This is a genomic window from Evansella sp. AB-P1 (assembly GCF_029688925.1).
Classification (GTDB): domain Bacteria; phylum Bacillota; class Bacilli; order Bacillales; family Salisediminibacteriaceae; genus Evansella.
In genome coordinates this window covers 161,920-182,131 of record NZ_JARUKY010000004.1, presented here as the reverse complement: position 1 = coordinate 182,131, position 20,212 = coordinate 161,920, and the positions used below count along the sequence as shown (strand labels likewise).

Genomic DNA, 20,212 nt, shown 5'->3' with positions numbered 1-20,212 from the left:
GCATGATAATAAACTGTTGCATGTAAAGAAACAGCGTTTTTAATAGCTAGGACAAGCTATTTTGTCCTGGCTTTTGTATGGAAAAAAAGAAAATAGAAAAAACTAAATAGTAGATATTGTTTTTTAATTATGAGGAGGATATGAAATTGAGAAAAACAAAGATTGTATGTACGATTGGACCAGCAAGTGAAAGTATTGAAAAATTAAAGGCGATTATTTCCGCGGGAATGAATGTTGCTAGACTTAATTTTTCTCATGGTGATTATGAAGAGCATGGGAACCGTATTAAAAACATTCGTCAAGCTGCTAACGAATTAGGAAAAAATGTTGCTATTTTGTTAGATACAAAAGGTCCTGAAATACGTACGCAAACAGTAGAAGGTGGAGCTGTAGAGTTAGTCCGAGGTACGACAGTAACAGTATCAATGACAGAGGTAGTTGGAACAGCAGAGAAATTTTCCATTACATACCCTGGTTTAATCAATGACGTTCAAGTAGGATCAACTATTTTGTTAGATGACGGTTTGATTGAGCTTAAGGTTACTGAAGTTGGTAACGACGAATTAGTAACTGAGGTTATTAATAGTGGAGTCCTAAAAAACAAAAAGGGTGTAAACGTACCTGGTGTTAGTGTTAACCTTCCAGGTATTACTGAAAAGGATGCAAATGATATTCTTTTTGGTATCGAACAAGATGTAGATTTCGTTGCTGCTTCATTTGTTCGTCGTGCATCTGATGTATTAGAAATTCGTGAGTTATTAGAAAAGAACAACGCAAACCACATTCAAATAATTCCTAAGATTGAAAATCAAGAAGGTGTAGATAATATTGACGAAATTCTTCAGGTATCTGAGGGTCTTATGGTAGCCCGTGGTGACTTAGGTGTTGAAATTCCTGCTGAAGATGTCCCTTTAGTGCAAAAACAATTAATTAAAAAGTGTAACCTTTTAGGAAAACCAGTTATAACAGCTACACAAATGTTAGACTCTATGCAACGTAACCCTCGTCCTACCCGTGCGGAAGCTAGTGATGTTGCAAATGCTATTTTTGACGGAACAGATGCAATCATGCTTTCTGGTGAAACAGCTGCAGGGGATTACCCAGTTGAATCAGTTCAAACAATGAGTAATATCGCTTTAAAAACAGAAACAGCCCTTAAATATGAAGATATTTTGAAGAAAACAAGACTTGAAAGTGAGCAAACAATTACAGATGCAATTAGTCAGTCTGTATCTCATACTGCATTAAACTTAAGTGCCACTGCAATTTTAACGTCTACAGAAAGTGGCTACACAGCTCTTATGATTTCAAAATATCGACCAAAATCACCAATTGTTGCGATTACAAGCAATGAACGTGTATGTCGTTCCCTAGCTTTATCGTGGGGAGTTTATGCACAAGTTGGGGAAAGAGCTTCTTCTACAGATGAAATGATTCAATTAGCAGTAGATGGCGCATTAAAAACTGGTCTTGTTAAGCACGGAGATCTTGTAGTTATAACGGCTGGTGTTCCAATTAATGAAACAGGGACAACCAATATTATGAAGGTTCACGTCATTGGTGAAGTTGTTGCTAATGGACAAGGGATCGGAAGGAAATCTGCAACTGGGAATGCAGTTGTAGCAAATAGTGCACAAGAGGCAATTGAAAAAGTTAAAGATGGAGATATCCTCGTTATTACAAATACTGATCGTGATATGATAGAAGCTTTTGAAAAAGCTTCAGCTGTAGTAACAGAACAAGGTGGCTTAACTTCTCACGCAGCAGTTGTTGGATTAAGTCTTGGGATTCCAGTGATTGTTGGAGTAGAAAACGCTACAAAGCTTTTCTCAGATGGTGAAGAGTTAACTGTAGATGGTCAGCACGGTAACATTTACAAAGGACAAGCTAGTGTATTATAATATTCAAAAATAGAAAGAGGAGGGGAAAACCCTTCTCTTTTCTTATAGAAATGAAACATTTTAACTTGAAAGTACGTATACCTATTTAAGGAGTAGAAATTAGAAGGAAGGCGAAATATACTCATGGGTAAAATTTTGTTCTTATTATTAATTATCATCCCAGCTTTAGAAATATGGGTATTAATACTATCAATTAATACGATTAATATTTTACCAACAATCCTATTAATTATTTTAACAGGTGTGCTGGGTGCGGCATTAGCAAAAAGAGAAGGGATGAATGCAATCCGAAGTGCCCAATTGCAAGCATCTCATGGTCAAGTTCCAAGTGGTGTTTTGCTAGATGGCATTTGTATTCTTGTAGGTGGAGTTGTTCTGTTAACTCCTGGTTTTATTACTGATGCCTTTGGCTTTTTCTTATTGTTTCCATTAACACGAACGATGTTCAAAGGATTTTTACAGCGCTTATTTGAACGGATGATACGTTCAGGAAATGTGGTATTTTATACAAATAAGCGGTGGTGAAAACTCATCCGTTATTACTTATTTTAGGGTAGACCGCCCATGCAAGTGAAGACTTGCACCATGATGGATGAAAATAATTTAATCCAACTGGAATGAGTGGAATCACACAAGACTCCTACGGTAACAGCAACAGGTGAAAATCCCGCACTTCGGCACAGTGTGCGAAGTGTGAAGCTGAGGCGTTGCCCGCGGAAAAGAAGACACTGCGATTGCGAACGAAGTGAAACAGAGCAGATGTCGCACTTATACCCTTGTGGTGAAAGCGAAATGGTGTGGAATGAATGAATAACCTGACCTTTATTTGTTTAGATAACACTTATTTTCAGGGGAGACCTCCTATGCAAGTGGAAATTGCACCATGGGGTATGATAATACTCATCCAATTGTCTCATCCGTTTTATGCAGAACAATTGCGTCTAAGGTTAGCCCGTGTCCTGTGGGCAACAGCGTAATGTCGCCGTTATTCACTTCTGAACCAATACTTGTAACATAATAATAACAATGAAAGAAACGCACTTGAATTAAAAGTGCGTTTCTTTCGTCGTACTAGCTTCGATATGGTTCAGCTCTTTTAACTAAGAATTATGGTTCGGTCCTTTAATATAAGAATATACTTCGTCAAAAACACCTGCTTTTAAAATAGACTGACCAAATATTAATATTGCTGGTCCAATTAGTAATCCGAGTACTCCTAAAAATTGATAACAGGCAAATAATGTAACTAATAGTGCTAAAGGTGGTATTCCCATGTGTTTGGACATTACTTTAGGTTCTGCTAATTGTCTTTGAATGATTACTATGGCATATAAAATTGAAAGTCCAATTGATAACCACCAGTTCCCAGTAATAAAAGCATAAATGATCCAAGGGAAAAAGATAAGTCCTGTCCCTAAATAAGGAAATAAATCAACTAAGGCAATTAGTAATGCTGTCGTCATTGCATATTCTACCCCAATAATTAGTAGTCCTATAAGAACAATAATGCCAGTCATTGAAACTAACGTTAATTGGGCAAATACATAACCAATTATTGCTTGCTTCCATTGAAATGTAACTTTAGAAATCAAATTGTTTAAACGTTTTGGAAGTCGGTATTCTATCCATTGGACCATAATTGGCCAATCTTTCGTAATAAAAAAAGCTCCAAGAAGTGCAAAGAAAAATACAGTTATGGTATTGGGAAGGGATAATAAAAAATCAGCTAATCCATTTAAAGTGTGCTGGACGATTGTACTCATCTGGCTACTGAGCTGGCTTAATATATTTTCAAGGGATTGATGTACTGTTGATTTTTGTTCTGGATTTAATTGAGATGTAAAAGTTAATACACCTTCGTACATTGGAATGATGAAAGTGTCAAACCATCCATGGATGTGTTCAATACCATCATGTATATAATTTGGAAGTTCTTTTTTTAAATAGCTTAAGCCTGCAACAATCTCTGCTACTAGAAGTGTTATTATTGCAGAAAAGGATAAAACAAAAGTCAGGATTACTAAAAAAACAGCAGAAGATCTTTTCCAGCCAAAAGTGTTTTCAATGAAATTTACAGCAGGTAAAAAAAGTAGCGATATAAAAAGTCCAATTAAAAATGGATATAAATAAACTGTTAATACATATATAAGGAGAACCAAGAATAACAGACAAAAGATAACAGTACAAGAACGAATGAGGCGTTGGTAAATCGAATTTCTCATAATCTCCCACCTTAGCTTCTATATACGAATGCGTGTTAAAATTGTATATACTTACTGACTTCTTATTAAAGATTATTCTTTTCGCCCTAGGTAGCAGAAAGTTTGCCCGAGCCAGGACGGAGACACTACGCCGTGCCAACAAGACGTAGGCGGAACTTAGGCGTAATTGGAGGATCGAGGAGAAAAAATCAACAATGAAGAATAACAGAGCCAATTTATTAAGGAAGTATGTCTTGATTGTGGAATAAGTAGATAAAATCTATATTCCATAAAAAGACAAGCCCTTAGTAAAATGGTATGCAAACAAAATAACATTATGAATGACTAAAACAAGAGTAAAAGAAAAAAACTAGTAACTGAGCTAACTTTTTTTCATATTATTTTGTGTATGTTAATATTAAAGTGTAAACACATAGGAGGAAGTAATCGTTGTTTTCTAGTGCAACTTTATTTATGTTTATATTGCTAGTCATAGCACTTATAGCAAAGAATCAATCTCTCATCATTGCCGTAGTGTTCTTACTAGTAATTAAGTGGATTGGTCTTGGTGATAAAGTATTTCCATATATTCAACAAAAAGGGATTAGTATTGGGGTAACAATCATTACTATTGCAGTGTTAGTACCGATTGTTACAGGACAAATCACCTTTAACGATTTGCAACAGGCATTAAAATCCTACTATGCATGGATAGCATTAGTTTCGGGAATTTTTGTTGCAGTAATAGCAGCGAATGGGATAGAACTATTAAAAGCAGACCCTCACATTACTGTTGCCTTAGTTGTTGGGACAATTTTAGCTGTGGCTGTTTTTAATGGAGTTGCAGTTGGACCATTAATTGGTGCTGGAATAGCCTATATGGCAATAAAAGTAGTGCAATTTTTTACGGGAATTGGTGGATAATTATTTATATATTTGAATATTCAAACAACTTTAAATAGTTGTAGAAGTCCGAATTTTTGGTTGTTTTAAAAAATAAAAGTTCACAAAAATGTGAAAAATGGTATAATAAAAAGCGGAAGGTATGCTAAATACATAGTTGAAAGATTTCCGAAGATATGTATCGAGGGTATAGACGTTGGCGTAAATATTGCCTACGGTTGATTGCTCAAAGGGGAACACGTTTCGAATAAAGTATATTAATAAAATATTCCTGAATTGTAGAAGGGTAAAATAATATGTTTCGAAACGTTCTAGTATTTCTCCGAGTTTTTACACGGGGAGACATAGATAAAGGTATCTCCCAATAAATTTAGGACAAAGGAGAGGTTGGTATGAGTGCAACAAAAGGTTTAGAAGGAGTAGTAGCTACAACATCTAGTGTCAGTTCTATCATCGATGGCGTTCTAACTTATAATGGGTATAATATCGACGATTTAGCTGATCATGCAAGTTTTGAAGAGGTTATTTATTTGCTTTGGAACAACCGACTTCCTAATGAGACAGAGTTAACACAATTTAAAAAGCAACTAGCAGAGGCTGCGACAGTTCCAGCAGAAGTAATAAACCAAATGAAAACATATCCTATTGATAAAGTACATCCAATGGCAGCTCTTCGTACATCTGTATCAAATTTAGCGTTATTTGATGAGTCTGCTGATGATTTGAATGGAGAAGCAAATCTTCAAAAAGCGCTAAAGCTTCAAGCGCAAATGCCAACATTAGTGGCAGCGTTTGCAAGGATCAGACAAGGAAAAGATCCAGTTGAGCCTAAAAAAGAATTAAGTTTTGCAGCTAATTTTCTCTATATGTTAAATGGTGAAGAGCCTGATGAAATATCTGAGAGTGCTATCAATAAAGCATTAGTACTTCACGCTGATCACGAATTAAATGCTTCTACATTTACTGCTCGTGTATGTGTTGCTACATTATCAGATATGTACTCTGGTATTTCCGCTGCAATTGGTGCTTTAAAAGGTCCTTTGCATGGTGGTGCAAATGAGCAAGTTATGAAAATGCTTTCCGAAATTGGTGAAGAGAATAAAGCAGAATCATACATTAAAGATGCTCTATCAAGAAAAGTTAAAATTATGGGGTTTGGACACCGAGTATACAAAAATGGTGATCCACGCGCGAAACATTTAAAAGAAATGTCTCGTCAGCTTACTAAGATAACAGGTGAGTCTAAATGGTATGAAATGAGTGTTAAGATTGATGAGGTTGTGACTAATGAGAAGGGACTTCTTCCGAATGTCGACTTCTATTCAGCATCTGTTTACCATAGTCTAGGAATTGAGCATGATTTATTTACTCCACTCTTTGCAGTGAGCCGTACTTCAGGTTGGATTGCGCATATTTTAGAGCAATATGAAAACAATAGATTGATTAGACCAAGAGCAGAATATACTGGTCCAAGTCATCAAGAGTGGATTCCATTAGAAAAAAGATAAGATTGTAAATAATAGGGGAGGGACTATTACCTTTAAATCCTCCCTTTCCTATTGTCACTACATAAATTACTTAAATTTTTAGGAGGTTATTTTCATGGCAGGAGAAAAAATCACAGTTACAAATGGTCAATTAAATGTACCTAATCAACCAGTTATTCCATTTATCGAAGGGGACGGTATTGGACCTGATATTTGGAAAGCAGCATCACGTGTTATCGAGGCTGCAGTAGAAAAAGCATATAATGGTGAGAAAAATATTGTTTGGAAGGAAGTTTTAGCTGGTGAAAAAGCTTTTAATCAAACTGGTGAATGGCTACCAAATGAAACTTTAGAAACAATTAACGAATATTTAATCGCTATCAAAGGACCATTAACAACTCCAATAGGAGGAGGTTTCCGTTCATTAAACGTTGCACTTCGACAAGAGCTTGATTTATATGCTTGTGTACGTCCAGTTCGTTGGTTTGAAGGAGTTCCTTCCCCTGTAAAACGTCCACAAGACACAGATATGGTTATTTTCCGTGAAAACACTGAAGATATTTACGCTGGTATTGAGTTCCAACAAGGTACTCCAGAAGCGAAAAAAGTAGTTGAATTTTTACAAAATGAAATGGGTGCAACGAAAATTCGTTTCCCTGAAACTTCAGGTATAGGTGTAAAACCAGTATCAGAAGAAGGTACACATCGTCTAGTTCGCGCTGCTATTCAATATGCAATTGATGAAGGACGTAAAAGTGTAACACTTGTTCACAAAGGAAACATCATGAAATTTACTGAAGGTGCCTTCAAAAACTGGGGTTACGAGTTAGCTGAGAAAGAGTTTGCAGATAAAGTATTTACATGGGCTGAATACGATAAAATTGTAGAAGAAAAAGGTCGCGACGCGGCAAATGATGCACAAGGTAAAGCAGAAGCTGAAGGGAAAATTATCGTTAAAGATGCAATCGCCGATATTTTCTTACAACAAATCTTAACTCGTCCGAAAGAGTTTGATGTTGTTGCAACAATGAACTTAAACGGGGACTATGTATCAGATGCTTTAGCTGCACAAGTTGGGGGAATTGGTATTGCTCCAGGAGCTAACATTAACTACGATACTGGCCATGCAATTTTTGAAGCCACTCACGGAACAGCACCTAAGTATGCTGGTCTTGATAAAGTAAATCCTTCTTCTGTTTTACTTTCTGGTGTACTAATGCTACGTCACTTAGGATGGACAGAAGCTGCTGATTTAGTTGAGAATTCTATGGATAAAACAATCGGTAGTAAAGTTGTCACTTATGATTTTGCACGTTTAATGGAAGGTGCAACAGAAGTGAAGTGTTCTGAATTTGGTGACGAACTAATTAAAAATCTTTAATATTGTTATGGCTGAATGTTTTTAGTGGGGAATATCAAGGACATTGTGTTTAATAATATTGAAGGGGGAAGGTTGCTATGGCTATTAAGCGTAAAAAGATTACGGTTGTCGGTGGGGGATTCACAGGGACTACAACAGCAATAATGGCAGCACAAAAAGAGTTAGGTGATGTCGTTATAGTTGATATTCCACAGGCTGAGAATCCAACTAAAGGTAAAGCGTTAGATATGCTAGAAGCTAGTCCTGTTCAGGGGTTTGATTCAAATATTATTGGAACGTCCGATTACAAAGACACTGAGAGTTCAGACATCGTTGTTATTACTGCAGGGATTCCGAGAAAACCTGGTATGAGTCGTGATGATTTAGTTGCCACGAACGCTGGTATTATGAAACAAGTGACAAAAGAAATTGTAAAGTACTCGCCTAATTGTTATATTATTGTACTTACAAATCCAGTAGATGCCATGACATACACGGTATTTAAGGAATCAGGTTTTCCAAAAAATCGAGTGATAGGTCAATCAGGGGTGCTTGATACTGCTCGTTTTAGAACCTTTGTAGCACAAGAATTAAATGTATCCGTTGAAGATATTACCGGCTTTGTTCTAGGGGGACACGGTGACGATATGGTACCGATGCTGCGTTATTCTTTTGCTGGTGGTATTCCAGTAGAAAAATTAATTCCACAAGATCGTCTTGAAGCAATTGTAGAACGTACTCGTAAAGGTGGCGGTGAAATCGTTAACCTTTTAGGAAATGGTAGTGCTTATTATGCACCTGCCGCTTCTATTGTACAAATGGTTGAAGCTATACTAAAGGATAAGAAACGTATTCTTCCATCAATCGCATACTTAGAAGGGGAATATGGATATGAAGATCTATATTTAGGTGTTCCTACGATACTTGGTGGCGATGGAATTGAAAAGATTCTCGAACTGGAGTTAACGGAAGATGAAAAGGCAGCATTACAAAAATCTGTTGATTCTGTTAAAAATGTAATGAAGGTATTAGATAAGTAAATAGAGAATATGATAAAATAAAAGAAATTCGGTAATTTAACCGGATTTCTTTTATCATTATTTTGTAAGCGCTTACTTTAAACTATTTGTAAAGGAGTGTTTCATCTGTTTACTAAAAAAAGAAAGCTAGGGAAAACGATTGATCAGCTGAAAATTGGAGAAAAGATAGAAATATCAAAGGAAATTCAGGATAAAGAGATCTTACTCTATTTAGGATTCTCTGAAGATGCAAATCCTATATATATTCAGCACGACTATGCCTCTAGAACTCCATATGGAAAACCAATTGTTCCCCATATTATGCTTCATGGGTTAGTTTCATCTGCAATTTCAACATATTTACCAGGTCCAGGAAGCTCCATTAATAAAATATCTTTTTCATATCCGAAGCCTCTTTATCATTACGAGACTTTGTACTTAAAAATGGAGATTGTGAGTATTGATGAAAACAAGCATACAGCTTTATTGCATGTAATAGGGAAGAATGAACTTGAAAGTATAGTAATGCAAGGAGAAGTAGAAGTAAGTCCTCCATATCCATGGAAGCCTATGACTCATGACGCTGGAAATTTTGATAACTTTTAGAGGATGTTCAAAAGTCCGGGAAAAATATCTGTCTAATCTCTGCGTTGGCTTGCTTTTCCGTTCCTCACGTATTAAAAGCATACGCTGCGGTACTCAAAGCTACGCCGCCTTGATCTTTCGACGCACAGGACGTGCTAGTGTCGGCGTTGCAACAGGACGTTGTGACTTTAGTTGACTCGGCTATTTTTATCCTCCTTTTTGAACACGCACTTTTAACAGTACAATACAGTGAATAATGTAAACTACTCTTTCAATAAAAGGGTAGTTTTTATTTTTTAAAAAGATAAGAAAGATAAAATTTTTACTTTGAAAGTTGTTTAGGGGACAGGACGTAGGCTGTACTTAGGCGTAATTGGGGCGCCTTGCGCTTTTCTTATCATAATTAAATAAGCCGGTTCAGAACAAAAGGTTATGTATATTAAAAATAATATTTGTGATTCTATTAAAATATAGTAAGATAAAATAAATGAGATATACATAGGGGAATTGTTTATAAACTCTATTTTGCTTAGGTTTTCAGGGAATCTAAGTATATTAGGAGGAAATACAATGTCGCAAAGGTTATTGATTGTAGATGATGAAGAATCGATTTTAACTTTATTACAGTTTAATTTAGAGCAGGGTGGTTTCCATGTGACAACAGCCATGGATGGAAAAACTGCCTTAGAAAAAGCTTGTTCCAATTATTATGATTTAATTATACTTGATTTAATGCTTCCAGAAATGGATGGCTTAGAGGTATGTAAACAGTTAAGACAAAACAAAGTCTTAACACCAATCCTAATGTTAACTGCGAAGGATGATGAGTTTGATAAAGTGTTAGGCTTAGAATTAGGTGCAGATGATTATTTAACCAAACCATTTAGCCCTCGAGAAGTTGTAGCTCGTGTAAGGGCAATATTAAGAAGAACACAAACAACAGAAAAGCCAGTAGAGTCCAGCACTCTGTCAAATAAAATTGTCATTGGTGATGTTGAAATTTTTCCTGAAAATTATGAGGTTTTTTTGAATGGTAGCCAACTAGAACTTACTCCGAAGGAATTTGAACTTTTATTGTATTTGGCTAATCATAAAGGAAGAGTATTAACTAGAGATCAATTATTAAATGCTGTTTGGAATTATGAATTCGTTGGTGATACTAGGATTGTTGATGTTCATGTGAGTCATTTAAGAGATAAAATTGAACCTAATACAAAAAAGCCTGTATATATAAAAACAATTAGAGGATTAGGCTATAAAATGGAGATACCAAATAAAAATGAGTAGTTATAAATCTCGTCTTATTTTTCCATTAGCAATTATTATTTTACTTGTTTTAGCTAGCTTAGGGGTTGTACTAGGATCATTATTTAAAGAATTTTACTTCGATCGAATGTATGATCGAGTAACAAAAGAAACAGAGCTAGTAGCTCTTACACTTGAAGAAGCTGATTTTGAGAATCATTCTATAATACAAAATAAAATAAAGGAAATAGCTAATAAACTGGATATCAGGATAACAATCATTGATCTTGATGGAACGGTTATTGCTGAAACAGATGCAAATATAAGTACGATGGAAAATCACCTCAATCGTCCAGAGATTAAACAACTTATTCAAGAAGGAATAGGTCAAGAGATCCGTTATAGTCATTCTGTTAATAGAGAACTTCTATACTACGCTATTCCATTTAATCAGGAGACGACAGGATTACAAGCTTATTTACGGATTGGTATGCCAGTTGATCAAATAAGTATAATTCATCAAAATATTTGGACTGTCATTTTTGTTAGTTTCTTTATTGCCTTTTTAGTTATTGTATTTTTAGCAACGAAGGTTACTAATCAGATGGTAGCACCGATCGAGGATGCCCGGCTAGTAGCAAATCAATTAGCAAGAGGGAACTTCTCAGCAAGAACGTTTGAAGTATCTCATAATGAAACGGGTCAATTAAATCGTTCATTAAATGTATTAGCTGAAAATTTACAAGAAATCACGAATACTTATGAAATTCAAAAGGAAAGACTTGAAACGTTAATAGAGAATATGGGAAGTGGACTCATTCTCATAAATGCTAAAGGGGATATTACTTTAGTAAATCGTTCGTGCAAAGATATTTTTCAAGAAAATACTGACGCTTGGTTGAATCAACTTTATTATGAAGTAATTAACCATAAAGATGTAATAAAGCTTATTCAAGAAATATTATTAACGGAAAAAAGAAAAAGACAGCACCTTTCCCTCCCGATAAAGATTGAGATTCGCCATTTTGATGTACATGGTGCCCCTATTATTGGGAATGACTTACAATTAAAGGGAGTTGTTTTAGTTTTTCATGATATAACGGAGTTAAAAAAGCTAGAACAAGCACGGAAGGATTTTGTTGCTAATGTTTCTCATGAATTAAAAACTCCTGTTACCTCATTAAAAGGATTTACGGAAACGTTGTTATCAGGTGCAATGGAAGATCCAGAATTAAGGAAACGTTTCTTAACTATAATTGCAAATGAATCGGAACGTTTAGAATCGTTAATTAATGATTTGTTAGATCTTTCTAGAATTGAAGGTTCCCAATTTTATTTAACTATCCAAGATGTAAATGTTGAAGCTATAATAGATGAAGTGTTTATGATCTTGGAAGAGAAAGCTGAATTGAAAGAGATTACGTTATCAAAAAGAGTTGAAGGGAACGGTATCATTAGTGGTGACGCTAATAGAATAAAGCAAATTTTAATTAATCTAATTAATAACGGAATTATGTATACACCTAATGGTGGGGACGTTTCTGTTATTGTAAAGGAACATAATAAAACGGTAGTTTTGGAAGTGAAAGATACTGGAATTGGCATTAGTAAAAAAGAAATTCCTAGAATATTTGAACGTTTTTATAGAGTTGATAGAGCAAGAAGTAGGAACTCAGGGGGAACAGGGTTAGGTTTAGCTATTGTGAAGCATTTGGCAGAAGCTCATAAAGCTACCATGTCTGTTGAAAGTGAAGTTGGAAAAGGAACGACTTTTAGATTAGTTTTTTCAAGGGTAATAACAGAAAATAATGAGAACGGTTTTTAAGTTTTGCAAATAAATCACCATTTCTTTACAAAATATTAATAATCGTTCGTTATAGTTAGGATGTAAACAAGTTACATCCCCTTATGTAGAACAAAGGCCGCCCTGAGCCTTTGTTCTTTTTTATATCTGCCCTGAAAATTAGAAGCGTTCTAGAAGCCCGGAAAGCAATGAAAAATACAAATGCGGTATCCATGAAGCGTTCTAGAAGCCCGGAAAGCAATGAAAAATACAAAAGCGGTACTCAAGAAGCGTTCTAGAAGCCCGGAAAGCAATGAAAAACACAAATGCGGTATTCAAGAAGCGTTCTAGAAGCCCGGAAAGCAATGAAAAACACAAATGCGGTATCCAAGAAACGTTCTAGAAGCCCGGAAAGCAGTGAAAAAAGCAAATGCGGGATGAATGAAGCTGATATTCTTCCCGCAAACGGTATGAGATTAGAATTGCGGGAAGGTAGTATACTTTAGAAAGAACATTTTCATCCCCCATGGTGCAAATATTTACTTGCATGGGCGGTCTACCCTGAAAATAGAAACGGTTCAGTAGTGAAGGAATCGAGGTCTACCTTGAGAATAGAAACGGCTCAGGAGTGAAAGATGTGACTAATTGAATATTTGTTTTATTTAATAAGACTACTCCTTTCGTTTGTAGGAAGGCATATTCATGATAAAATAGGCAAGGAAGAGATTGATTTAATACATACTAAGATAGAAAAATAAAAATGAGGTGTTTATTTATGAATAAACTTGTTTTAGTTGATGGTAACAGCATTGCTTACCGAGCTTTTTTTGCCTTACCCCTTCTGAATAATGAGAAAGGAATATATACGAATGCAGTTTACGGATTTACAACAATGCTCTTAAAAATTTTAGAAGAAGAAAAACCGTCACATATGCTTGTTGCCTTTGATGCAGGTAAAACAACATTTCGACATAAAACTTTTAAAGAATATAAAGGGAAAAGAGAAAAAACGCCTCCTGAGTTATCGGAGCAGCTACCAGTCATGCGTGATCTACTTAAAGCCTTTAACATTGCTTATTTCGAAGTAGAAAATTATGAAGCTGATGATATAATAGGAACATTATCTTCAGAAGCTTCTAAGGATGATGATTGGGAAGTAAAAATTTTTAGTGGTGATAAGGACTTACTTCAGCTTGTATCAGATCAGGTTCACGTAGCACTTAGTCGGAAAGGTATTACTAATGTTGATACTTATGATTTAGCTTTTGTGGATGAGAAATACGGTATTACTCCCAAACAAATCATTGATATGAAAGGCTTAATGGGGGATAGCTCTGATAATATTCCAGGTGTTCCAGGTGTTGGAGAAAAAACAGCCCTGAAACTGTTAAAAGAATTCGAAACAATTGAAGGTGTATATGAATCCATTGATAAAGTATCAGGGAAAAAATTAAAAGAAAAATTAGAAGATAATAAAGACTCAGCATTTATGAGTAAACAGCTTGCAACTATCGAATTAAATGCACCAGTTGATATTAGCTTTGATGAAATGAAGCTTCAAGACCCTAATTATAATTCCCTACTAAGTTTGTTTAAGGAATTAGAATTTTCCTCACTTATTGAACGAATTTCTCCAGAAAATGAGGAGGAAATGCAGGAAGAGCTCGAGGAACTAGACATTTCCATTGTTGAAAATGTTGAAGAAGGTATGCTCCAAAACCCCTCTTCTGTAGTTGTGGAGGTCCTTGATGAGAATTATCACTTAGGCGACATTCTTGGATTAGCTATCGTTAATTCTAGTGGTTATTACTTTATACCAACTGGGGTAGCAAAGGATAGCAAGGTTTTTAAAGCGTGGGCAGAGGATAATACAAAGGAAAAATGGCTCTTTGGTGCTAAGCGAAATGTTGTAGCTTTAGCATGGCAAGGTGTTGAGTTAAACGGAGTTACCTTTGATAGTCAAATTGCTTCTTATCTTATTGATCCATCGTCAAATTTCCATGAAATTGCTGACATTGCAAAAGGTAAGAAGGGTATATCTGTTCAAACGGATGAGAATGTGTATGGGAAAGGGAAAAAACGTAAAATTCCCGAGGAAAAAATTTTAGCACAACATCTAATCCGAAAAGCGATTGCAATCCATGAACTAAAAAATGACCTTGAAAAAAAATTAGAAATAAATAACCAGTATAAACTCTTTGAAGAATTAGAAATGCCGTTATCCATTGTCCTAGGTAGGATGGAAAGAAATGGTGTGTCTGTAGATAAGCAGGAATTAAAGGAAATGGGTGAAGTTCTTTCTGAAAAGCTACAATTAACAGAGAAAAAAATCCATGATCTAGCAGGTACAGATTTTAATATAAATTCTCCAAAACAGCTAGGAGAAATATTATTTGAGAAACTTAACTTACCTGTAATTAAAAAGACGAAGACGGGGTATTCAACATCAGCAGATATTTTAGAAAAACTACAAGATAAACATGAAATTATAGATAAAATACTGCATTATCGACAGTTAGGAAAACTAAAGTCCACATATATAGAAGGATTATTAAAAGTTATTCATCCAAATACCGAGAAAATCCATACGATTTTTAATCAAGCATTAACGCAAACAGGTAGATTAAGCTCTACAGAGCCAAATCTACAAAATATTCCTATTCGTCTAGAGGAAGGTCGAAAAATTCGTCACGCTTTTATACCAGAAAGTAAAAATGCAGTCATTTTTGCCGCGGACTATTCACAAATTGAATTACGGGTATTAGCACACATTTCAAAAGATGAAGAATTAATTAAAGCATTTAAAGAAGATATGGACATTCATACAAAGACAGCAATGGATGTTTTTCATGTTGCAGAAGATGATGTTACAAGCCAGATGCGTCGGACTGCAAAAGCCGTTAACTTCGGAATTGTTTATGGAATTAGTGATTTTGGATTATCACAAAACCTTGGAATTACTCGTAAGGAAGCAAAGAAGTTTATTGAACGATACTTTGAAAGCTACCCAGGAGTAAAAGATTATATGGAGTCCATCGTTGATGAGGCGAGGGAAGCAGGTTATGTTACAACCATGCTCCAGCGAAGAAGATATCTTCCTGAGATTACAAGTCGTAATTTTAATTTAAGGAGCTTTGCAGAACGTACAGCTATGAATACACCTATCCAAGGAAGTGCCGCAGATATTATAAAAAAAGCGATGGTTCAAATGGCAGAGGAAATGGAAAACAATAATCTTCAATCTCGTTTACTTCTACAGGTTCATGATGAATTAGTATTTGAAGTTGTAGAAGAGGAGTTGGAGGTAATGAAAAAGCTTGTCCCAAAAATAATGGAAAATGCAGTTGAGTTAAATGTTCCGCTAAAGGTTGACTTCTCTTACGGAAGTACGTGGTACGATGCAAAATAAATGATAAAGCACGAAAGCACGAATGATCAACAAGAAATAGTTAGTAGGTGGTAAATGATATGCCTGAATTACCAGAGGTTGAAACGGTAAAACGAACATTAAAATCGGTAATATTAAATGAACGAATAAAAAATGTGATTGTTACATGGCCAAAAATGATAAAACGTCCAGATGATGTGGAACAGTTCAAACTTCAATTAATAGGGCAAACCTTTCATAACATAAATAGGAGGGGGAAATTTCTTTTATTCCAACTAGATAATTTTACACTTGTATCGCATTTAAGGATGGAAGGGAGATACGGATTATTTTTATCAGAGGAAGCTCCTGATAAACATACACACGTTCGTTTTCTTTTAGAAAGTGGCAAAGAATTAAGGTATCGAGATGTAAGAAAATTTGGTACTATGCATCTCTTCTCAAAGGGGGAAGAGGAAGGACAACCTCCATTGAGTAACCTTGGTGTGGAACCTTTTTCAGAAAATTTTACGGTCCAACGATTAAAGACTGTCTTACAAAAAACTTCACGAAAAATAAAACCTGCTTTATTGGATCAATCTTTAATTGTTGGGCTTGGTAACATATATGTTGATGAAGCCTTATTCAGAGCTAGACTTCACCCTGAACGAGAATGTGATAACTTAAAGTTTAATGAAATCAAGCGTCTCCATAAAAGCATTGTTGAAACGTTGACTGAAGCAGTGAATTTAGGTGGTTCATCAATTAAAACATACGTTAATGGACAAGGAGAAATGGGAATGTTTCAGCAAACGTTATTCGTGTATGGTCGCCAAGGACAGGAATGTAAATATTGTGGAGAAGAAATTATTCGATCTGTAGTAGGAGGAAGAGGTACACATACTTGTCCCTCTTGTCAAAAAATTAATTTAAGTAATTAGCAAGAAATTGTTGGGCTTTTCATAAATAATTCACGTACATTGGAAAGGCTTCTTCCATATACTATCTTATCAAGGTTGGGAAGGAGATCTTGCCGATGACGGAATTGTTATCACTCCTACTTCTCGCATTTGCAGTTAGTTTGGATAGTTTTGGAGTAGGCTTAACATATGGCTTACGAAAAATGAGGCTTCCGCTTTTATCTCTTTTGTTTATCGCAAGCTGCTCAGCAATTTCTATCCTCCTAGCAATGGGGATTGGTGGAATGATTCAACAATTCATTTCACCTAGTTTAGCTGAATCAATAGGCGGAATCATATTAATATGTATTGGTTTGTGGGCTATTTATCAACTTTATCGACCTGCAAAGACTGAAAGGAAATCCAAAAAAGAACGAGAAACTATCGTAAACTTAGAATTAAAGAAACTTGGTATTGTCATTAAAGTTTTAAGAAAGCCAATGTTTGCTGACTTAGATAATTCAGGTGCAATAACTGGGAAAGAGGCTTTCCTACTAGGATTGGCATTGTCATTAGATGCATTTGGAGCAGGTATAGGAGCAGCATTAATTGGATTTTCACCTTGGGTTATGGCAATTAGCACTGGAATAATGTGCGGAATATTTGTAACTCTTGGGATGAAAAGTGGTTGGTTTTTTTCTGATGCAAAATGGGTGAAACGTTTTTCATTTGTACCAGGCTTATTACTAATTCTTATTGGGGTGTGGCAACTTTAGTCCACACCTTCATCTAGCGATTGATTAGACGAGCATTGATTGTACATAAATTATTTTCAGGGTAGACCGCCCATGCAAGTGGATATTTGCACCATGGGGGATGAAAATGATTAACCTGACCTTTATTTGCTAATACTATTAATTTTGATAACAGCTATTTTCAGGGTAGACCTAAGCAAAAAGGAGGTAATAAAGTGATTATTGGATTAACTGGAGGGATTGCCAGCGGAAAGTCCACTGTATCTTCTATGTTAAAAAAAAGGGGATATCCTATTGTCGATGCTGATATTATTGCACGTCAAGTAGTTGAACCTGGAGAAGTAGCCTATAAAAAGCTTGTTTCAGTTTTTGGAGATGACATCGTTCAAGAGGATCTACATATTAACAGAAAAAAACTAGGTTCTATCATATTTAAAGATAATGAAAAAAGAAAGAAATTAAATAATATTGTTCATCCTGCTGTTAGAGCTAAGATGAAACTAGAGGTTAATGAATACATAGATAAGGGATATGAAACCGTAATTATGGATATCCCACTACTAATAGAGAGTAATTTAACTTATATGGTTGATAAGATATTATTGGTATATGTTGGAGAAGAGACCCAATTAAAGCGGCTAATGGAACGTGATCAATCTAATATAGAAGAAGCAATGGAAAGAATTAATGCTCAAATGTCAATGGAAGAAAAGAAGAGATTTGCCCATGAAATAATAAATAATGAAGGTTCGCTAGAGGAAACTGAAACACAACTAGAAGAAATATTGAAAAAGTGGCATATAAATTAATAGCATCACAGAAACAAAATACCATAAGTAAAACTTAGAGAGAAAACTAATAGGTTTACTTGAGCTGCAAAACTGTAAAATGCTGACGAATCTGATAGGTATACGCACAACTATCACAACTAAAAACACATTATAAATCGTAAAAAGCACGAAGAACATACTTCGTGCTTTTAAATATCCTATTTGTTAGTTAAACTAAGCCGGATAGTGACACAAGGGAATTTATAGCTTGTTCCCCCTAAAGCTAAAGCATCCTCAATAAATTGACATCTTTGGTTTTTTATTTAAAGGGATATGTGAGAAAAATATACTATATTTTAGGGTAACTCACTAATAAAACCTGATAAAATTTCGATTAAGTCCACATCAGTTCTCTTAAATACTGCAGGCTGCAAGTACAAGCTATAGAATCGGTTATCTTTTTCCCATAAGTAAACTTCATTTCCAATGAAATTGCCAATATAAACTTTTATACCATTAAACTCCATTACCTCCATATCTGGAATGTCTGTTTCTTTTAGAGGACCTTGATATTCAAGACGGTTTATTGCTAAACTCCCATATTTTTCTCCTATATAAGAATGGCTATATTTTATTTTTGATCCCCAAACATATGTGTCTTCATTTTGCTTTTCCAACAGTTCTCTGTACTCTTTCGCTGAAAAAAGGTTGTCTTCCGTTTTTTTGCCGAATTCTAAAATATACGCTAAAGGAATTTCGTCGAACTCATTATTCTCTGGGTTATATAGATCATGCTTTATCAATTTTAATTCTTCCTGAACAGTTACAATATCCCAACCATCAGGCATTACAAAGGGATCATAAGTAAACTCTTCCTGGATTAGAGATAATGGCTGTAATTCTTCTGTTGGAAGAAAAGAAATGGTCAATATCAAAAAAATAAATGCTGTTGCAACAAGAGCCCCTCCGTATTTGAGTTTGGAATATTTTCTACTAACTGTTCTATTTTTTAGATTTTTTACAATTCGATGTTTCTCACGGTTAGTAACCTCAATATCTTTTAACAAAGACTGATTTAATGTTTTCCTTAAATTTTTTAGCTCCTCCATTCCTCTTCCCACCCTTGTAAAAGCATTTTTAATTTCTCCCTTGACCTCTTTAGCCTTGATTTAACTGTGTTTTTATTTATTTGAAGGATGGAACTTATTTCTTCAACGCTTAACTCTTCATAATAGAATAGAATGATTACTTCTCTAAATTTTAAAGGTAACTGTAGAATTGACTTTGCTAAAATATCTTTTTCCATTTTCTGAACAGATTGATTTTCAGGGGTATTGTTACTGGTTAATTCCCCTTCCATAATTGGTCTGGTAAAAATATGCCGAAAGCTCCATTTCTTTAGTATATCTTTGCATTTATTAATAGTAATCCTAATAAGCCAGGTTTTATAGCTACTCTCTTCTCGAAAAGAAGCCAAGTTTTGATAACAGGCAATAAATACTTCTTGGAGTACATCTTCTGCTAACGTATGATCTTTTACATACAAAAAAGAAAGCCGTTTCAGCTCTGTTCCATATTGGCCAAGTAAACTTTCAATTTGGAGTACTTTCTCTTTTTCACAAATTTTCCTATTTTTTAGCTGCATCTGTTTCCCCCTTTCACAAATTTGACGACTCCCATGAACTTCCGGTTCCCATTTCATCAAATTATTAAATAAAAAGAATTGTTGACTTTGTTAATTTTTAATGTTGTTTTTTATTACTAAGATGAATTTCCACATCAATTAAAGCTGATTAGGTTATTTAATATACTTACTACTTCATTAACGCATCTGATTCTTAAACCCTAGTGAATTTACTCAGAAGTCCCGATGGCTTTTTTCACTTCTGAAGCTAATCATTAAGAAAAAACGATAGATTTTTAATTGTTATTTTTCT

The 20,212-nt window shown here is 34.9% G+C and carries 16 protein-coding genes; 13 read left to right on the top strand and 3 right to left on the bottom strand.

Going from position 1 to position 20,212, the window contains the following annotated elements:
- The first annotated feature begins 146 nt into the window (after positions 1 to 146).
- A complete protein-coding gene (gene pyk / locus QA612_RS05705; RefSeq protein ID WP_278282807.1) occupies positions 147 to 1,901 on the top strand; it encodes a pyruvate kinase in 1,755 nt (584 codons plus the stop codon).
- A gap of 123 nt (positions 1,902 to 2,024) precedes the next feature.
- A complete protein-coding gene (locus QA612_RS05700; RefSeq protein WP_278282806.1) occupies positions 2,025 to 2,426 on the top strand; it encodes an FxsA family protein in 402 nt (133 codons plus the stop codon).
- Between the two features lie 575 nt (positions 2,427 to 3,001).
- Here the strand turns inward: QA612_RS05700 and ytvI are convergent.
- Positions 3,002 to 4,123, bottom strand: a complete 1,122-nt coding sequence (gene ytvI, locus QA612_RS05695; protein WP_278282805.1) for a sporulation integral membrane protein YtvI — start codon at positions 4,121 to 4,123, stop codon at positions 3,002 to 3,004.
- Positions 4,124 to 4,552: 429 nt separating this feature from the next.
- Between ytvI and QA612_RS05690 the strand changes: the two genes are divergently transcribed.
- From QA612_RS05690 to coaE, 11 genes are all read left to right on the top strand, one after another.
- Positions 4,553 to 5,026, top strand: coding sequence for a DUF441 domain-containing protein (locus tag QA612_RS05690; protein ID WP_278282804.1), 474 nt, complete (start codon positions 4,553 to 4,555; stop codon positions 5,024 to 5,026).
- A gap of 371 nt (positions 5,027 to 5,397) precedes the next feature.
- Entirely contained in the window at positions 5,398 to 6,513 is a 1,116-nt protein-coding gene (gene citZ, locus QA612_RS05685) for a citrate synthase (RefSeq protein WP_278282803.1), read from the top strand.
- 94 nt (positions 6,514 to 6,607) lie between these two features.
- Positions 6,608 to 7,873: an NADP-dependent isocitrate dehydrogenase gene (gene icd / locus QA612_RS05680; RefSeq protein ID WP_278282802.1), complete on the top strand. Its 1,266-nt coding sequence runs from the start codon at positions 6,608 to 6,610 to the stop codon at positions 7,871 to 7,873.
- 77 nt (positions 7,874 to 7,950) lie between these two features.
- Entirely contained in the window at positions 7,951 to 8,892 is a 942-nt protein-coding gene (mdh, locus tag QA612_RS05675) for a malate dehydrogenase (protein ID WP_278282801.1), read from the top strand.
- Between the two features lie 96 nt (positions 8,893 to 8,988).
- Positions 8,989 to 9,477, top strand: coding sequence for a MaoC/PaaZ C-terminal domain-containing protein (locus QA612_RS05670; protein ID WP_347568858.1), 489 nt, complete (start codon positions 8,989 to 8,991; stop codon positions 9,475 to 9,477).
- A 549-nt stretch (positions 9,478 to 10,026) separates the two neighbouring features.
- On the top strand, positions 10,027 to 10,743 hold the full coding sequence (locus QA612_RS05665) for a response regulator transcription factor (RefSeq protein ID WP_278282800.1): 717 nt from the start codon (positions 10,027 to 10,029) through the stop codon (positions 10,741 to 10,743).
- Complete coding sequence (gene pnpS, locus QA612_RS05660; RefSeq protein WP_278282799.1) at positions 10,736 to 12,526, top strand: two-component system histidine kinase PnpS; 1,791 nt, start codon at positions 10,736 to 10,738, stop codon at positions 12,524 to 12,526. The genes QA612_RS05665 and pnpS overlap by 8 nt, the downstream gene beginning before the upstream one ends.
- Positions 12,527 to 13,259: 733 nt before the next feature.
- On the top strand, positions 13,260 to 15,893 hold the full coding sequence (polA, locus tag QA612_RS05655) for a DNA polymerase I (RefSeq protein WP_278282798.1): 2,634 nt from the start codon (positions 13,260 to 13,262) through the stop codon (positions 15,891 to 15,893).
- Positions 15,894 to 15,952: 59 nt separating this feature from the next.
- Positions 15,953 to 16,792 (top strand): DNA-formamidopyrimidine glycosylase, encoded by an 840-nt coding sequence (gene mutM / locus QA612_RS05650; RefSeq protein WP_278282797.1) that lies wholly within the window; start codon positions 15,953 to 15,955, stop codon positions 16,790 to 16,792.
- A gap of 95 nt (positions 16,793 to 16,887) precedes the next feature.
- The gene (gene ytaF / locus QA612_RS05645; protein WP_278282796.1) at positions 16,888 to 17,526 is read left to right on the top strand and encodes a sporulation membrane protein YtaF; all 639 of its coding nucleotides are present in this window, start codon (positions 16,888 to 16,890) and stop codon (positions 17,524 to 17,526) included.
- Between the two features lie 194 nt (positions 17,527 to 17,720).
- The gene (gene coaE, locus QA612_RS05640) at positions 17,721 to 18,314 is read left to right on the top strand and encodes a dephospho-CoA kinase (RefSeq protein WP_278282795.1); all 594 of its coding nucleotides are present in this window, start codon (positions 17,721 to 17,723) and stop codon (positions 18,312 to 18,314) included.
- Positions 18,315 to 18,631: 317 nt separating this feature from the next.
- On the opposite strand, the gene QA612_RS05635 is transcribed toward coaE, so the two are convergent.
- Together QA612_RS05635 and QA612_RS05630 are read right to left on the bottom strand one after the other, a co-directional pair.
- Positions 18,632 to 19,384 carry a hypothetical protein gene (locus QA612_RS05635; protein ID WP_278282794.1) on the bottom strand — a complete coding sequence of 251 codons (753 nt, stop codon included), beginning with the start codon at positions 19,382 to 19,384 and terminating at the stop codon, positions 18,632 to 18,634.
- On the bottom strand, positions 19,372 to 19,920 hold the full coding sequence (locus QA612_RS05630; protein WP_278282793.1) for a sigma-70 family RNA polymerase sigma factor: 549 nt from the start codon (positions 19,918 to 19,920) through the stop codon (positions 19,372 to 19,374). The genes QA612_RS05635 and QA612_RS05630 overlap by 13 nt, the downstream gene beginning before the upstream one ends.
- Positions 19,921 to 20,212: the final 292 nt, after the last annotated feature.

What these genes read in the sequence shown, in the direction of transcription:
- QA612_RS05700 (WP_278282806.1), top strand. Translation starts at nt 2,025, where the DNA reads ATGGGTAAAATTTTGTTCTTATTATTAATTATCATCCCAGCTTTAGAA.
- ytvI (WP_278282805.1), bottom strand. Translation starts at nt 4,123, where the DNA reads ATGAGAAATTCGATTTACCAACGCCTCATTCGTTCTTGTACTGTTATC.
- citZ (WP_278282803.1), top strand. Translation starts at nt 5,398, where the DNA reads ATGAGTGCAACAAAAGGTTTAGAAGGAGTAGTAGCTACAACATCTAGT.
- icd (WP_278282802.1), top strand. Translation starts at nt 6,608, where the DNA reads ATGGCAGGAGAAAAAATCACAGTTACAAATGGTCAATTAAATGTACCT.
- mdh (WP_278282801.1), top strand. Translation starts at nt 7,951, where the DNA reads ATGGCTATTAAGCGTAAAAAGATTACGGTTGTCGGTGGGGGATTCACA.
- QA612_RS05665 (WP_278282800.1), top strand. Translation starts at nt 10,027, where the DNA reads ATGTCGCAAAGGTTATTGATTGTAGATGATGAAGAATCGATTTTAACT.
- pnpS (WP_278282799.1), top strand. Translation starts at nt 10,736, where the DNA reads ATGAGTAGTTATAAATCTCGTCTTATTTTTCCATTAGCAATTATTATT.
- polA (WP_278282798.1), top strand. Translation starts at nt 13,260, where the DNA reads ATGAATAAACTTGTTTTAGTTGATGGTAACAGCATTGCTTACCGAGCT.
- mutM (WP_278282797.1), top strand. Translation starts at nt 15,953, where the DNA reads ATGCCTGAATTACCAGAGGTTGAAACGGTAAAACGAACATTAAAATCG.
- ytaF (WP_278282796.1), top strand. Translation starts at nt 16,888, where the DNA reads ATGACGGAATTGTTATCACTCCTACTTCTCGCATTTGCAGTTAGTTTG.
- QA612_RS05635 (WP_278282794.1), bottom strand. Translation starts at nt 19,384, where the DNA reads ATGGAGGAGCTAAAAAATTTAAGGAAAACATTAAATCAGTCTTTGTTA.
- QA612_RS05630 (WP_278282793.1), bottom strand. Translation starts at nt 19,920, where the DNA reads ATGCAGCTAAAAAATAGGAAAATTTGTGAAAAAGAGAAAGTACTCCAA.